Here is a 14,801-nt window from a genome sequence, read left to right on the forward strand (position 1 = left end):
GATCGCCTTTCCCACTGATCGTCTTGGCGCCGACAATGGGCTGCCGTGCCGGCGGCGCCTCCCTGGAAGCGGCGGGGCGCCGCCGGTCGGCCACGACGAGAGGAGTAGGTGTGCGCTGGCCGAGCCGGCTGCCGATAGATCCCTTCATCGCGGCCCTGCTCGCGACCGTCGTGCTGGCCACCCTTGTGCCGGCCCGGGGCGAGGCGGCGGGCATGGGGCGGGTCGCCACCACGCTCGCGATCGCCCTGGTGTTCTTCCTGCACGGCGCCCGGATCACGCCCCGGGCGGCCCTGGCGGGCGCGCGGCACTGGCGGCTGCATGTGGTCGTGCTGCTCACCACGTACGCGGTGTTCCCGCTGATCGGGCTCGCCGCCGCGCCGCTGCGGCCGGACGTGCTCACCCCCGAGCTGTACCAGGGCCTGCTCTTCCTCTGCGCGGTGCCGTCGACAGTGCAGACCTCGATCGCGTTCACCGCGATCGCCGGCGGCAACGTACCGGCGGCGGTCTTCAGCGCGTCGTTCTCCAACCTCGCCGGGGTCGTGCTCACCCCCCTGCTGGCCACGGCGTTGCTGCACGACACGGGTGCGGTCCAGATGAGCGCTGGCGCAGTCGGCACGGTGCTCCTCCAGATCCTCGTGCCGTTCGCCCTCGGGCAGCTCGCCCGCCCGTTGATCGGCACCTGGATCGACCGGCACCGCACGCTGACCGGCTGGATGGACCGCGGCTCGGTCCTGCTCGTCGTCTACATGGCGTTCAGCGCGGGAGTGGTCGCCGGGGTCTGGGACGAGGTGTCGCCGATCCGGCTCGCGACGCTGATCGCGGTGGTCTGCGCCCTGCTGGCGCTCGCGCTCGGGCTGACGTACACCGCGGGCCGGCTGTTCCGCTTCGACCGGGCCGACCGGGCGACCATCCTGTTCTGCGGGTCGCAGAAGAGCCTCGCCACCGGCCTGCCGATAGCCGCCGTGCTGGTCAGCCCGCAGCTGCTCGGCCTCCTCGTACTGCCGCTGATGGTGTACCACCAGATCCAGCTCGCGGTGTGCGCATCGCTGGCACGCCGCTGGGGCGCCCGGGAGGAATGAGCCGGGAGCCACCGCACGCCGCCCGCGCCGCCCCGTGGTGCGGCTCCACTGGGGACGCGCGCCTGGACGGCGTGGCAGCGCCGGCGGCCGGTCAGGACCGGCGTCAGCCCTGCGGGTCCAGATCGCCGGGGAACCAGCCAGCGCGGCCGAGGGCGGCCGGGAGGCGGCTCTTGCCGAGTTCGACGCCGACCCAGGTCGCCGTCTCGACCAGCTTGCGGGGTTCCAGCCCGGTGGCGTACCCCGAGCGGTGCAGCGCGTAGGTCAGGTCCTCGGTCGCGACGTTGCCGGTGGCGGAGGGCGCGAAGGGGCAGCCTCCGATCCCGCCGACGCTCGCGTCGAGCACGGTGACGCCGGCCTCGACCGCCGCCAGCGCGTTGGCGATCGCGGTGTTGCGGGTGTCGTGGAAGTGGGCGCGCAGCGGCACGCCGGGCGCCGCCGCGGTCACCGCGGCCACCAGGTTTCTGACCTGGACGGGCACGCCCACGCCGATGGTGTCCGCCAGCGCGATCTCGTCGGGCTCGCCGTCGGCAAGCCGACGGGTGAGGTCGCCGACGACCTTCGGGGAAACCTCCCCTTCGAAGGGGCAGCCGAACGCGGCCGCTACGGTCACACTGGTTCGCAGGCCGGCGGCGCGGGCGGCCTTCGCGATGTCCAGCCAGGCTTGGACCATCTCGTTGACGGAGGCCCCTTGGTTTCGCTGGCTGAAGGTTTCAGTGGCGACGACGACGCAGTTCACCTCGTCCACTCCGGCCGCGATCGCCCGGTCCAGCCCGCGCCGGTTGAGCACCAGGCCGATGTAGGAGACGTCGTCGCGCCTGGGCACGGCGGCCATCACGGCCTCCGCGTCCGCCATCTGGGGCACCCGGTCGGCGCGGACGAACGAGACCGCCTCCACCCGGCGGGCTCCCGCGTCGACGCAGCGCTGGATCAGCTCGACCTTGCGGTCCGTCGACAGGATCTCGGGTTCGTTCTGTAATCCGTCCCGAGGAGAAACTTCCACCACCTGAATCAACACATGTATACAATCCCAGAACGTTGGGTGGACGGCAAGTCCGCCGACCCAACGCCACACACAATGGAGGCACGGGTGACGAATGCGGCCGAGGACGCCTACAGGGCGCTACGGGGCGCGATCCTGAGCGGCGCGATTCGTCCAGGCGAACGACTGGGTGAGATGGAACTGTCCCGGCAGTTCGGCGTGAGCAGGACCCCCGTCCGGGAAGCCCTGCGCCGGCTCACCGCGGAAGGCCTCGTGGTCGCCGAACGTAACCGCGGGGCCCGGGCGGCCGAGTGGACACTCACCGACCTGCAGGAGATCTACGAGATCCGCGCGCGGTTGGAGAGCTACGGCGCCGCCCTCGCCGCCGAACGCATCGAGGCCGTCTGCCTGCCGAAACTGGACCAGCTCTGCGAGGAGATGGAAGACCGGGCCCGGCGGATGAAACCCGATGACCTGGAACAGATCGCGACCCTCAACGCCGAACTGCACGGCCTCGTCATCAGCGCCGCGGGCAGCCCCCGCCTCGCTTCCCTGCTGTCAGCCGTCGTCGAGGTACCGCTCGTCGTACGAGCCTTCCGCCTCTACACGCCGGACGCCCTCGCCCGCAGCATGGCCCACCACCGCGACCTCGTGGCAGCACTACGGACCGGGGACCCCCAATGGGCGTCGAGCACCATGCGGGCACACGTGCTGGCCGCCCGGACGGTGCTGCTGACCAGCATGAAGAACTCCCCCGACCTCTAGCCGCCCACCCGGGCGGCGACCGCCGTCCCCGGGGTGCGGGCGGCACGCCGATATGGGCCGTCGGGCATTACCGACGGCCCATTGTCAGCTAACGGAGAGTCAGCCCCCGGAGGCGCCCGGCTTGACGCAGGCGACCTCGTGATCGACGGCGACGGGCACGAGTCGAACCTCAGTTTGTATACACCGGTCCTCGCCGACCGGACACCGTCCGTAGAGGACGCAACCGTGCGCACGTTGGGTCGGGCTCAACGGGTCACCGACGAGCCGAGCAGGCGGCAGCTGCTGGTCGGGGTCGACCGGCAGGGCCGCGGCCAGCAGCGCCTGGGTGTACGGGTGCTGCGGATCGGCGAACACCTGCTCGGAGGGACCGGTCTCGACGACACGCCCTCGGTACATCACCGCGATCCGGTCGCTGACGTACCGGACCGTGTGGATGTCGTGCGAGATGAACAGATAGCCCATGCCGAGTTCCGCCTGGAGATCGGCCAGCAGTTGCAGGATCTGGGCGCGTACCGACAGGTCCAGCGACGACGTGGGCTCGTCCAGGACGATCAGGGACGGCTCGGTCACGATGGCCCGCGCGATACCCACCCGCTGCTGCTGTCCACCGCTGAGTTCGCCGGGGTAGCGCTTCGCCATGTCGGGCGTGAGCCCCACCTGCTCGATCACGCGGGCGACACGGGCGCGCCGGTCCTGGACGGACATCTTCGACCGGTGGATGGCGAGCGGCTCACCGATGATGTCGGCGACGCGCATCCGCGGGTTCAGCGACTCGAACGGCTCCTGAAAGATGATCTGCAGCTTGGCGCGCAGTTTCCGCAGCTCGGCGGCGGAGAGCGCGAGCACGTCCGTGCCCTCGAAGCGCACAGACCCGCGGGTCGGCTCGATCAGGCGCAGTGCCAGGCGACCCAACGTCGACTTCCCGGACCCGCTCTCCCCGATGATGGCCAACGTCTCACCGGCGTTCACCGAGAGCGACACGTCATCGAGCGCGTAGACCCGGGTACTGCCGCCGAGGTCGAACTCCTTGCTGACGTTGGCCAGCTCCAGCAGGCTCACCCGACCTCCTCCTTCTCCTGGCGCAGGTGGCACCAGTACGTCTGGCCGGACGCCATGGTCACCGCGTCGGGGACGATGTGACCGCACGGCTCGAACGCGTGCGGGCAGCGCGCCCGGAACGGGCACCCGGCCGGGTAGTTGACCAGATCCGGCAGCCGCCCGGTGAGGTGCACCAGCGGCTGGCCCGGCCGGGGAATGGCCCGGATGAGCGCTTGCGTGTACGGGTGGCGCGGGTCGTTGAGCACCTGCCGGACCGTGCCGTGCTCGATGACCTTGCCGGCGTACATGACGACGACCCGGTCGCAGTACTGGGCCACGACGCCGAGGTCGTGGGTGACCAGCAGCATCGACTGGCCGTGCTCGCGTACCAGGCGTCGGATGAGATCCAGGATCTGGCGCTGCACGGTCAGGTCGAGTCCGGTCGTCGGCTCGTCGGCGACGACGAATGCGGGGTTGAGCAGCATGGCCATGGCGATGACGACCCGCTGAGCCATGCCGCCGCTGAGCTGGTGCGCATAGCCGTCGAGCACCCGGTCCGGGCCGGCGATGCCGACGTCGGCAAGCGCGGCGCGCGCCCGGTCACGGGCCTCGCCGTCGGACTTCACGCCGTGCGCCGCCATGATGTTGGCGAACTGCCGGTGGATGCGCATCACGGGGTTGAGCGCGCTGAACGGGTTCTGCGCGATGAAGCCGATCTCCTTGCCCCGCAGGCGGCGCAGGTCCGCGCCGCGCAGGCCCAGCAGGTCGACTCCGTCGAAGTAGGCGGTGCCGTCCACGACCCGTCCGGGTGGGCGCACCAGGCCGAGGATCGACCGGATGGTCACGGACTTGCCGCAGCCGCTCTCGCCGACGACGCCGACGATCTCTCCCCGGTCAACGTAAAAGTCGACCCCGTTGACCGCGTGCACCAGCCCGTCGGGCGTATCGAACCGCGTGGTCAGACCGCGCACCTCGAGCAGACGGCGGCCCGCGCCGCCACCGTCCGGCGCGGCGGGCTGCTGCCGTGGCCGACGCAGTGCGTCCAAAGTGCTCATCGTTGCCTCGCTCGGCCGAAGGAGTCCTGCAACTGGTCACTGATGGCGTTGAAGCACAGCACCGTCAGGAAGATCGCGAGCCCCGGGAAGACGGCGACCCACCACTGGCCGGTCGTGATGTTCTGCGCCCCTGTCTGGATCATGGCGCCCCAGCTGGGGTCCGCGGCGTTGATGCCGATGCCCAGGAAGGACAGCGACGCGATCACGACGATCGAGTGCGCCACCGCCAGGGACGCCTGGGCCAGGATGATGCCGGTCATGTTCGGCAGGACGTGCCGGAACATGACGCGCCGTCCGGTCGCGCCGATCGCGTGCGCCGCCTCGACGTACCGGCTTTCCCGGATGGTCAGGCCCTCGCTGCGGACCAGCCGGACGAAGCGTGGCACGTTGATGATGGCGATGGCGATGACGACGTTCTCGATCTTGTTGCCCATCAGCGCCACCAGGGCGACGGCGAGGATGAGCAGCGGGAACGCCTGGAACACGTCCAGGGCGCGGACGAGGCGTTCCCCCCAGGGCCCCCGGTGCAGGGCGGCCAACCCGAGCAGTACACCGATCACCAACGAGATCGACATGCCGCTGACGGCCAGCGGGATGTCCACCCCTGCCGAGGCCACCAGGCGGCTGAACACGTCGATGCCGAACTTGTCCGTGCCCATCCAGTAGTCGCCATCGGGTGCCGCCAGCGTGTCGGCGAGCGGCTCCGTGGGGTCGTGGGGCAACGGCGCGAAGTAGGCCGCCGCCAGCATGGCCGTCAGCACGCCGACCGGCACCCACAGTCGCAGCCGCCGCCGGCCACGCCGCTTCTTTGCCGTCGGGGCGGTGACCGTGGTGGGGTCGGCCGCCAGGGTCTCAGTCATATCGCACCCTCGGATCGAGCACCGCGACCAGAATGTCGAGTGCGGTGAAGGCCAACAGGGTCCCTAGGCCGGCGGCCACGATGAAGCCCTGCACGGCCGGCATGTCGAGTTGGAGAATGGAGTCGATCGCCCATTCGCCGAAGCCGCCCCAGGAGAAGATGGTTTCGATGATCGCCGCGCCGCCGAGCAGCGCGGCGAGCAGGATGCCCCCGTAGGTCAGGATCGGGGTCCGCGCCTGACGGAAGGCGTACGCCAGCACGCTGCGCTCCGGCAGGCCGCAGGCCCGCGCGAACTCGACCTGCTTGGACTCCAGGGCCGGCACGAGCGCCGCGTACGTGCTGCGGGCGAAGTACGCCGAGTAGTAGATGCCGAGCGTGAGTACCGGCAGCACGGAATGCGCGACGGCCGACCGGAAGATCTTCATGTCGCCGGAGAGCAGCGAGTCGACCAGGAGCGCGTGGGTCACGGTCGGTGGCGCCTCGTCCATGAGGCCGAGCCGGCCCACCGGGGCCGGCGCCCAGCCGGCGATGTAGAAGCACAGGTAGATAAGGAGCAGCGCCAGGAAGAAGTCGGGGATCGACTGGAACGTGGTGATGACGAACCGGGACGTCCGGTCGGCCATCGTTCCCTTGTAGTACGCGCCGAGGGTACCCAGACCGATCCCGAGGACCGCGGCGACGATGAGGGACAGGATGACCAGTTCGAGCGTGGCCGGAGCGAACCGGACGATCTCGGAGAGGATCGAGCGGTCGGTGTAGTACGACGATCCGAGGTCACCCTGTGCCAGGTTGCCGATGTAGGTGACGAACCGTTCCCACAGCGGTTGGTCCAGGCCCAGCCGGCTTTCGATCTGCGCCAGTTCCTCCGGGGTTGCCGCCGGCCCGGCAATGACCCCGACCGGATTGCCCGGCAGGGCGTTGACCAGCAGGAACGCCAGGACGATGACGGACAGCAACCCAACCGGCAGGAAGAACATCCGCCGTCGGGCGTAACGGAGGACCCGCATCACGTGCCTCCTCGGCCAATGAGTGCCATCGCCTCATCCAGGGTCAGGACCTCGGCATACTTGGCACCGAGATCGAACAGTGCGGCGTCGTGCGGACGCGGGTCGCGGTCGAGGCAGGCGTCGGCCACGACGAGTGGGACGAATCCGTGTTGCAGCGCGTCGACCGCGCTCGCCCGGACGCACCCACTGGTCGAGGCGCCCGCGATAAGAAGGGCGTCCACCCCGAGTACCCGCAGGGTGCTCGCCAGGCTGGTGCCGAAGAACGCGCTGGCGTACTGCTTGGTCACCACCGGCTCGCCGCGCACCGGGGTCAGTTCCGGCGGCGCGGTGGTGAACTCGCCGCCACGCTCGAAGACCCGCAACGCCGGTACCTTGCGGGCGAACAGGCCACCGTCGATGCCGTCCGGACCCAGCTCGACTCTGGTGTGGATCACCGGCATGTCATGCAGCCGCGCCGCGTCCAGCAGCGCGACACAGGCCCGCAGGGCCGGCGGGTCCTCGTCGCCGGCATACAGCGGCGACGCCGGGTCGAGGTAGGCCCGCACGAAGTCGACCAGCAGGAGCGCTTGGCGTGAGCCGCGCCCCAGGTCGCCGCCGAAGCCCGCCCTGCGGTAGTCCGCGCGGAGGTCATCCACCGTATCCGCCTTCTCGCACCGTCCCCGCCTCCTAGATGACGCCGCTGGCACGCAGTTGGTCGATGTCGCTGGTGGCCAGGCCGAGGACGTCGGTCAGCACCTCGTCGGTGTGCTCACCCAGTTGCGGACCGGTCCACTTCACCCTGCCCGGGGTCATGGACAGCCTCGGCACGACGTTCTGCATCGGGAACTCGCCGAACTCGGGGTGGCCGAGCCGGACGATCGCCTCGCGGGCGGCGAAGTGCTCGTCGGCCAGCATGTCCGGGGCGCGGTACACCCGGCCGACAGGCACGTCGTGCTCCACCAGCACCGCCATCAGGCCCTCGGTGTCGTACTGCGCCGACCACTTAGAGATCATTTCGTCGAGTTCCACCTGGTTGCGGCCACGAGCGGTGTGCGTGGCGAAGCGCGGGTCGCTGCCCAGCTCGGCCATGCCCATGGCCGTCGCCAGACGGCGGAAGACGGTGTCCTGGTTGGCCGCGATGAGCAGCAGGCCACCGTCGCTGGTCTGGTAGACGTTGGACGGGGCGATGTTGGGCAGGATCGAGCCGGTCCGCTCCCGCACGTGACCGCCCAGCTCGTACTCGGGAAGCAGCGACTCCATCATCGCGAGGACCGCCTCGTAGATCGCCGAGTCGACGACCTGGCCGCGACCGTGACGATCCCGCGCGCGCAGCGCCATGACCGCCCCCAGAGCGGCGAAGGTGCCGGCCAGCGAATCGCCGAGACTGATGCCCACGCGACTCGGCGGCGTCTGCGGGTCACCGACGACGTAGCGCAGGCCCCCCATCGCCTCTCCGATGGACCCGTAGCCGGGCCGCTTCGAGTACGGCCCGGTCTGGCCGAAGCCGGACACCCGGACCATGACCAGCCCCGGGTTCTCCTCCGCCAGCTGCTCGTACCCGAGACCCCATCGTTCCATCGTCCCGGGCCGGAAGTTCTCGACGACCACGTCGGACTGCGCGATCAACCGCCGGGCGACCTCCTGGCCCTCGGCGGTCCGCAGGTCAACCGTGATGGACTTCTTGTTGCGGGCCACGATCGGCCACCACAACGACTTGCCGTGGGGCTTCTCCTGCCCCCACTCACGCATCGGGTCGCCCTGGCGCGGCGGCTCACACTTGATGACCTCCGCGCCGAAGTCGGCCAGCAGCTGACCGCAGAACGGCCCCGCCAGCAGCGAGCCGAACTCGACTACCCGCACGCCCTGGAGCGGACCTTCCTGCTGCAGATGGCTAGACATGGTCACCTCTCATAGCAACCCCCGATGGCTGTTTGTATACAACATCCGCCTGCCACCCACTGTCAACAGCAAGTTTGGCGAATAATTTGGACAAATAGGTCTACATTAGATCCCGAGTGCATACATGTCCTCGGTAAAGTTTCGGCTGATCTACACCTTCGCGCCCAGCCGCCGGCCCAACCGCCGGCCAAAGGCCAGCGCCGGAGTCACCGCCATCCCGCCACAGAACGCGGCGCCGCTGGTGGCCCCCATCCCGATGGCCTCCCCCACGGCGTACAGCCCGGGAATCACCCCGCCATCGTCGCGCCGGACCCGGAAGTCGACGTCGACGTCCAGCCCGCCGAAACTGCACAGCAGCGCGGCCACCGACCGGACCGCGTAGTAGGGCGGCCGGGCGACAGGATGGTCGAGGACCCGGCGGCCCAGCGGGTCCACCCCGCGCTCGACCGCCTGGTTGTACGCCTCCGTCGTGCGCAGCAGGCCACCCGGAGCGATCCCGGCGCGGCGGGCGAGAGAGGGAATGTCGTCGGCGACCCAGACCACGTCGCCCCGCTCCGCTTCCTCGCGGAGCCGGTCCGCGCCCCACCGGGGCACCAGGGGCGCGCCGGCGTCGATGCTGGCCTCGTCGAACACGATCCAGAACTCGGCGCCGGGCTGAGCCTGCACGGCCCGTTCGTGGCGCGTGACGTCGTCGAGGTCCTCCGCGATGAACCGGTCGCCGGTCACGTTCACCCAGATCTCGCGGGGCGGGCGTTCCGCGGGCGCCAGATGCACTATCTCGGACCAGAAGTCCACGCGTCCCGGCCGCGAGCGACGCTCCAGGAGGCCCAGACGTGGGGTGTGCAGGTCGGCGAAACGCACGCCCGCCCTCAGCGGCGCGGCCAGCTCGATGGCGGCACCGGTCGAGGTCTCCACCGCGTTGGTCACCAGCCGCGGCCCACCCGGGGTCAACGCGGAGAAGAGCGCGCGGTTGGCGCCGTACCCGCCGGACGCGAGGACCGTGACGCCGGCGCGTACCTCGCGCGGACCGTCACCGGCCTGCACGACCGCGCCGGTGACGCGGCCGCCCTCGGTCGTGAGCTCGACGGCGCGGGTCCGCAGCCGCAGGCTCACCCGGCCCGCGGCCACCTGCTCGTCGAGCAGGGGTCGCAGCACCTCCCGGATCGACCGGCCGTGCTCGACCCCCCAGTAGGTCCGGGGCCGGGAGTACGGGGAGTGTCCGTGGTAGACGACCGGCGTGCCCGCAGCGAACGGGAAGCCGTTCTCGTCCAGCCAGTCGACAACACCCGCCGCCTCGTCGACCGCCAGGCGGATCAGCGCGGGATCGCCCTGGTCGTGCCCGATGCGCAGGACGTCGGCGTAGTGCAGGTCCGGGTCGTCGTCGATGCCCGCCTCGCGCTGCCGGCGGGTACCCGCGGCGCTCATGTGCCCGGCGGAGACCCGCAGCGTCCCGCCGATGTCGGCGTCCGCGTCCACGAGCTCGACCCGCAGGCCGGCCTTCGCGGCCTCGATCGCGCAGGGCAGGCCCGCGGTGCCGGCCCCGATGATGAGCAGGTCAGCCTCGCCGGTCACGACGGCCCTCCGGGTACCTCGGTGATGAACGACGACAGGATTTCGGCGAACTGCTCCGGCACACGCCACGGCAACTGACCGGTCGTGTCGGTCAGCCGGACGGCCCTCGCGTCGGGACGGATCTCCAGCGCCAGCTCATCGCAGTGGGCCAGCATGTCCCGCGCGGCGGTCAGCAGCAGGATCGGGCAGGGCGCGGTCCGCAGGGCGTCGGTCGGGTCGTACCGGAAGGCCGCCCGGTAGGCCCAGTTGTAGCGCTCGAAAACGGAGGCGATGTTCGCCACGGCGAGGTTGACCAGCTGCGGCGGCTGTTCCCAGATGGTCAGGTACCGCTCCCACAGGTCGCGCAGGTGCCCACCGGTCGGGTCGATCGGCTTGTCCGGCGCCCAGGTGGCGCCCAGGTGCTCCCGCTCGGCCCGGTCGAGCACGAGACCCGACAGGATCGCGTGCGTGACCCGGCCGGGCCCCGCGAGCCGGGCGACCTCGAGCGCCAGCGAGGCGCCCGTGTGCTGCCCGGCGACGGCGAACTCCTCGATGCCCAGGGCGTCGACAGCGTCGAGCAGCAGCCGGGCGTAGCCGGAGATCTCCAACGGGCCGGCCGGCGGGTCGGACAGTCCGTACCCGGGCGTGTCGAAGGCGAACGCGCGAAGCGACCGTCCGAGGGCCGGCATCGCCGGCTCGAAGACGTTGGAAGCCTGCGGTGACTCGTGGAGCAGTACGACGACGGGCCCGCCGGTGCCGCTCGACCGGTAGTGGATCTGCGCGCCCTCGGGGCCGACGTATCCGCGCATGTCATTCCCCCTGTGTCGGGTCGCTGGGCGGGTCGGCCGGCGGGTCCGCCAGTGGCGGCTGCGGGCCGGACGCCGGTGGGCGTCGCTTGGGTGCGGTCGACCGCCCGGTCCGCCGCCCCGGCTTCGCGCCGGTCGCGGGCGGTTCGGCGCCGGCCGCCGCGGGCTCGTCCTCAGCGGACGGTCCCCCGGCTTCCGCCACGGGCTCGCCCTCGGCGGACGGTTCGGGGCCGCGGAAGAAGGTCGCCGGCACGGCCGGCCGGCCGATGACGGTCGAGGAGACCGTCCCACCGATCGCCGCGACGGCCCGGCGCGCGCTCTCGACCGCCGCCCGCACCGACGCCATGTCGCCGATGAACGACACCGCGACGAGACCGCCGCCACTGCGGCGTACGCCGATCACCTTCACCTCGGCCGCCTTGGCCATCACGTCGATCGCGACGACCGAGGCGGTCAGTCCCCGCGTCTCGACCATGCCGAGCGCGCCCGCATGCCACAGGTCCACGTCAGTCCTTTACGTAGTTGACCCAACCATCGGTCTCCAACCGGTCGACGATCGCGACGATCGTGGCGTCCACCGGCGCATGGGCGGTGTGCCGCTCCACCATCCGCGCGGCACCGCCGGTCGCGACCAGGACGACCTCACCCCGGCCGGCGCCGACGGTGTCGACCGCGACGTACGGCTCGACGGCATGCGTCTCGTCCAGGGGCGCGACCACGAGCAGCTTGGCTCCGGTCAACGCGTCGGCCTTGACGGTGCTGACAATCGATCCGATCACCCGGGCGATACGCACACCGAACCACCTCGTTCCTCTACCGCCGTTTTGACCAGGGCGTCGTCTCGAACGACTGGCGCACGGTGTCGCGGGCCGACTCGACCTCCGAGTGCGACCCGGAGACCCACAACCGCCCGAACTGTCCGACGCCCCGCACGTCCACGATCTTGACGTCCGCGGCCTTCTCCACCTCGTTGCCCACCGCGGAGATGTACGCGGCCGGCTGACACTCGACGACGAGCATGGACTCGCCGGCCACCAGCAGCGAACCCTTGCGGGACCGGTTGACCAACTGCGCCTGGTACGCGTCGACATTAGAGATGATCTTCGCTGAGACCAGCTCCGCGGGTTGCGCGTCCGCCTCGGTCATCCCCAGCTGGTCCAGGATCGTCCGGCCCGCCTGGTGGACGGCGTCCTGCGACATCGAGTGCAGTTCCGTCATGCCGTACTGCCGCTCGACGACCTGGGAACCCGGCCGCACGCCGGCCCCCTTGACGGCCGCGTCGACCAGCCCGTACACGTCGCTGCCCGGCGAGATCTCCAGGTACAGCTGGGCCATGCCCTCCACGACCGGATCCCCGGACATCACGCTGCCGAGCAGGGCGGCCATCTGCGGCTGGAGCCGGTCGACGAACGCGTAGGTCCGCAGCTCCACGGGACCGCGCGCCACGTCAGCGCCTGCCTACGAGCAGGGAGAGGCTGCCGCTGCGGCGCCGCTCGCCGCTCTGCAGGACCCGGCCGGTCGGCGTGGTGACCTCCTCGACGCAGTCCCGCTTGCAGGACAGCTCCGTGCAGTCGCCGGTGAACCCGGCGTCCCGGGCGGCCTGGAGCAGATCCATGTCCCGCATCGGGCCCCAGAACGGCTCGTTGTTGTTCCAGGTGTCCCAGTCGATGAGGAACTGCACCAGCGGGTCCAGGCCCACGTAGCCCGGGAAGTCCGCGTGGATCATCATGCCGCCGGGGGCGAGCAGCCGGTGGCACTCGCGCAGGATGGCCCGCACGCCGTCCGGCGGCACCTCGTGCAGCAGGATGTGCGAGACGACCAGGTCGAAGTGCCCCGAGGGGAACGACGTGGACTCCGCGTTCTGTTGCGAGAAGTGCACCTTGCGGCCCATCGACTCGGCGCGGGCGTGGCCGTACCGCAGCAGGGCCGCGCCGACGTCGACCCCGTACACCTCGGCGTCGGGGTAGGCGTCCGCGTACGGGATCGTGGAGTTGCCCACCCCGCAGCCCAGTTCCAGGATCCGCTTGGGGCGGAAGTCCGGGTGGTCCTTGCGGAGGAAGTTGTTGACCACGGACTGCCCGTAGTCGTCGTTGAGCGCGCCCATCTGGCCCATCGCGTACACGTAGACGCCACGGTCGTAGAGCGCGCCGGCGGTCAGGTCGTCCGGCGCGTACTCGCCCCGGTAGCCGCCCGGCATCGCGTGGATGTCGATGCCGTAGAAGTACCAGGGCAGCTCGAAGTCGGGGTCCAGCGTGAGCGAACCGAGCCCCCGCTCGGCCCGCTGCGCGCGGGCCTTCAGGTCGTCGAGCTGGCGGGCGATGCTGTCCGCCACGACGTTCCAGAGCAGGTCCTGACTCGCCCGCCGCACCGAGCTCCACAGCTGGTAGTACGGCTCGGGCTCCATCGCCTTGCGCACGGCCTCCCGCTCGCGCGGCGGGACACCCATCTCGCGCTGGTACTTCGGCGCGACGCGGTGCGAGTACAGCTCCCGGACCCCCGGGGTCACCTCGTTGGCGATGTGCGACTTGAGCGCCCGAACGAAGTTCTCCCGCGCGAGTTCGTCGTGGTTCTCCGTCGGCAACAGGCCGTGCTGCTGCTGTTGCTTCACTTTTCCTCCCCAACCTGCGCGAAGGCCCGCCGGATGACCTCCCGGTACGAGTCCGGGGTCTCCTCCCGCACGATCTCCTCGCGCCATTCGTAGAAGACCCGCAGCACCCGGGCGACGAACGCCGCCGCCTCCTCGTCGCGGGCCTCCGCGTCCTGACCGGAGGCCGTGAACGCGTCGACCGCCCCGCGTTCCAGCACACGCCGGTCCGCGAGCAGCTGCTCCAGGGTCATCACGCGTTCGCGCAGCACCCACACCTCGGACGAGAGGGTCACCAGGGTCGAGACGACCGCCTCCATGCCCGGATCGGCGAAGAACTGCGGGCGGGCGCCCTTCGCCTTCTTGGGCAGCAGCTGCCCCGGCAGCGGCTGCGCCTGCTCGGGGCTGCCCACGCCCGGCCCGCCGTAGGCACCGAGCGCCTTCAGGGTCTCGTTAGCGACCGTCGAGGCGTCCGCGCCGGGGTGCGCCGACGAGACCGCGGCGGCGATGGCCCGGATGGTCCGTTCCGCCTCCTCCGCGGCGGCGCAGCCGCACGAGCAGCTGTCGGCCTCGCCGCACCCGGCCGGCTCGCCGCCGGAACCGACCGCGGCCTGCGGCCGGGCCGGTTCCGGCGGTACGTCCTGTCCTGCCCTGCGGATATCGATGCCCAGCCCGCGGGCGATGTCCTCCGCGTGCGGCGAGATCAGGTCGCCCGGGCCCAGCAGGACCTCACGCGGCTCCGGCGACCGGGCGACGTCCTCGATATCGACAGCGGTCCACACCCGACTCATGTATTACTCCCCTCGATGAGTACGGACGCCGCGACTAGCTCTTGGACCCGCCCCGGTTGGTGCCGGTCGGCAGGATGACCTCGACCTCGTTGTGCGGGCGGGGGATGACGTGCACGGAGACGACCTCACCGATGCGCGAGGCGCTGGCGGCGCCGGCGTCCGTGGCGGCCTTGACCGCACCGACGTCACCACGGACGACGACGGTGACGAGCCCGCCGCCGACGTACTCCGTGCCCACCAGCACGACGGTGGCGGCCTTGACCATCGCGTCGGCGGCCTCGACCGCCGCGACCAGGCCACGGGTCTCGATCATTCCGAGTGCGGACATCTGAAGGTCAGCCATGACAGTTCTCCTTTGAGGGTTCGACGACGGACGGGTGCCCGCCGTTGTTGGTTTGGACCTGGCTGG

The 14,801-nt window shown here is 70.8% G+C and carries 17 protein-coding genes; 2 read left to right on the top strand and 15 right to left on the bottom strand.

Translation table 11 applies throughout. From position 1 onward, the window contains the following. Positions 1-110 precede the first annotated feature (110 nt). Positions 111-1,079, top strand: a complete 969-nt coding sequence (locus ABD191_RS03095) for a bile acid:sodium symporter family protein (protein ID WP_344076523.1) — start codon at positions 111-113, stop codon at positions 1,077-1,079. 103 nt (positions 1,080-1,182) lie between these two features. Here ABD191_RS03095 and ABD191_RS03100 read toward each other — a convergent pair whose 3' ends face one another. Beyond that, complete coding sequence (locus tag ABD191_RS03100; RefSeq protein ID WP_344076525.1) at positions 1,183-2,094, bottom strand: hydroxymethylglutaryl-CoA lyase; 912 nt, start codon at positions 2,092-2,094, stop codon at positions 1,183-1,185. A gap of 72 nt (positions 2,095-2,166) precedes the next feature. Here ABD191_RS03100 and ABD191_RS03105 point away from each other — a divergent pair, with 72 nt between their 5' ends. Beyond that, a complete protein-coding gene (locus ABD191_RS03105; RefSeq protein ID WP_344076527.1) occupies positions 2,167-2,823 on the top strand; it encodes a GntR family transcriptional regulator in 657 nt (218 codons plus the stop codon). Positions 2,824-2,922: 99 nt separating this feature from the next. Here ABD191_RS03105 and ABD191_RS03110 read toward each other — a convergent pair whose 3' ends face one another. The 14 genes from ABD191_RS03110 to eutM all read right to left on the bottom strand — a co-directional run bounded on the left by ABD191_RS03110 (position 2,923) and on the right by eutM (position 14,735). Then, positions 2,923-3,882: an ABC transporter ATP-binding protein gene (locus ABD191_RS03110; protein ID WP_344076529.1), complete on the bottom strand. Its 960-nt coding sequence runs from the start codon at positions 3,880-3,882 to the stop codon at positions 2,923-2,925. After that, positions 3,879-4,916 (bottom strand): ABC transporter ATP-binding protein, encoded by a 1,038-nt coding sequence (locus ABD191_RS03115; protein ID WP_344076531.1) that lies wholly within the window; start codon positions 4,914-4,916, stop codon positions 3,879-3,881. Before ABD191_RS03115 ends, ABD191_RS03110 begins: the two co-directional genes overlap by 4 nt. Continuing rightward, complete coding sequence (locus ABD191_RS03120; protein WP_344076533.1) at positions 4,913-5,776, bottom strand: ABC transporter permease; 864 nt, start codon at positions 5,774-5,776, stop codon at positions 4,913-4,915. Before ABD191_RS03120 ends, ABD191_RS03115 begins: the two co-directional genes overlap by 4 nt. Next, positions 5,769-6,782 carry an ABC transporter permease gene (locus ABD191_RS03125; protein WP_344076535.1) on the bottom strand — a complete coding sequence of 338 codons (1,014 nt, stop codon included), beginning with the start codon at positions 6,780-6,782 and terminating at the stop codon, positions 5,769-5,771. Before ABD191_RS03125 ends, ABD191_RS03120 begins: the two co-directional genes overlap by 8 nt. Beyond that, entirely contained in the window at positions 6,782-7,417 is a 636-nt protein-coding gene (locus ABD191_RS03130) for an isochorismatase family protein (protein WP_344076537.1), read from the bottom strand. The genes ABD191_RS03125 and ABD191_RS03130 overlap by 1 nt, the downstream gene beginning before the upstream one ends. 31 nt (positions 7,418-7,448) lie before the next feature. Continuing rightward, positions 7,449-8,621 (bottom strand): CaiB/BaiF CoA transferase family protein, encoded by a 1,173-nt coding sequence (locus tag ABD191_RS03135; protein WP_344076540.1) that lies wholly within the window; start codon positions 8,619-8,621, stop codon positions 7,449-7,451. Between the two features lie 189 nt (positions 8,622-8,810). Further along, positions 8,811-10,232: an FAD-dependent oxidoreductase gene (locus tag ABD191_RS03140; protein ID WP_344076542.1), complete on the bottom strand. Its 1,422-nt coding sequence runs from the start codon at positions 10,230-10,232 to the stop codon at positions 8,811-8,813. Beyond that, positions 10,229-11,020, bottom strand: a complete 792-nt coding sequence (locus ABD191_RS03145) for an alpha/beta fold hydrolase (protein ID WP_344076544.1) — start codon at positions 11,018-11,020, stop codon at positions 10,229-10,231. The genes ABD191_RS03140 and ABD191_RS03145 overlap by 4 nt, the downstream gene beginning before the upstream one ends. A 1-nt stretch (position 11,021) precedes the next feature. Further along, positions 11,022-11,522 (bottom strand): BMC domain-containing protein, encoded by a 501-nt coding sequence (locus ABD191_RS03150; RefSeq protein WP_344076546.1) that lies wholly within the window; start codon positions 11,520-11,522, stop codon positions 11,022-11,024. A gap of 1 nt (position 11,523) precedes the next feature. Beyond that, positions 11,524-11,811 (bottom strand): EutN/CcmL family microcompartment protein, encoded by a 288-nt coding sequence (locus tag ABD191_RS03155; protein WP_344076548.1) that lies wholly within the window; start codon positions 11,809-11,811, stop codon positions 11,524-11,526. A gap of 19 nt (positions 11,812-11,830) precedes the next feature. Continuing rightward, positions 11,831-12,463, bottom strand: coding sequence for a hypothetical protein (locus ABD191_RS03160; protein ID WP_344076550.1), 633 nt, complete (start codon positions 12,461-12,463; stop codon positions 11,831-11,833). Between the two features lies 1 nt (position 12,464). Beyond that, positions 12,465-13,625: a methyltransferase domain-containing protein gene (locus tag ABD191_RS03165; RefSeq protein WP_344076552.1), complete on the bottom strand. Its 1,161-nt coding sequence runs from the start codon at positions 13,623-13,625 to the stop codon at positions 12,465-12,467. Then, complete coding sequence (locus tag ABD191_RS03170; protein WP_344076554.1) at positions 13,622-14,392, bottom strand: hypothetical protein; 771 nt, start codon at positions 14,390-14,392, stop codon at positions 13,622-13,624. Before ABD191_RS03170 ends, ABD191_RS03165 begins: the two co-directional genes overlap by 4 nt. 34 nt (positions 14,393-14,426) lie before the next feature. Next, positions 14,427-14,735, bottom strand: coding sequence for an ethanolamine utilization microcompartment protein EutM (eutM, locus tag ABD191_RS03175; RefSeq protein ID WP_344076556.1), 309 nt, complete (start codon positions 14,733-14,735; stop codon positions 14,427-14,429). Positions 14,736-14,801: the final 66 nt, after the last annotated feature.

Origin of the sequence: Luedemannella helvata, assembly GCF_039528415.1 — a bacterium.
Classification (GTDB): domain Bacteria; phylum Actinomycetota; class Actinomycetes; order Mycobacteriales; family Micromonosporaceae; genus Luedemannella; species Luedemannella helvata.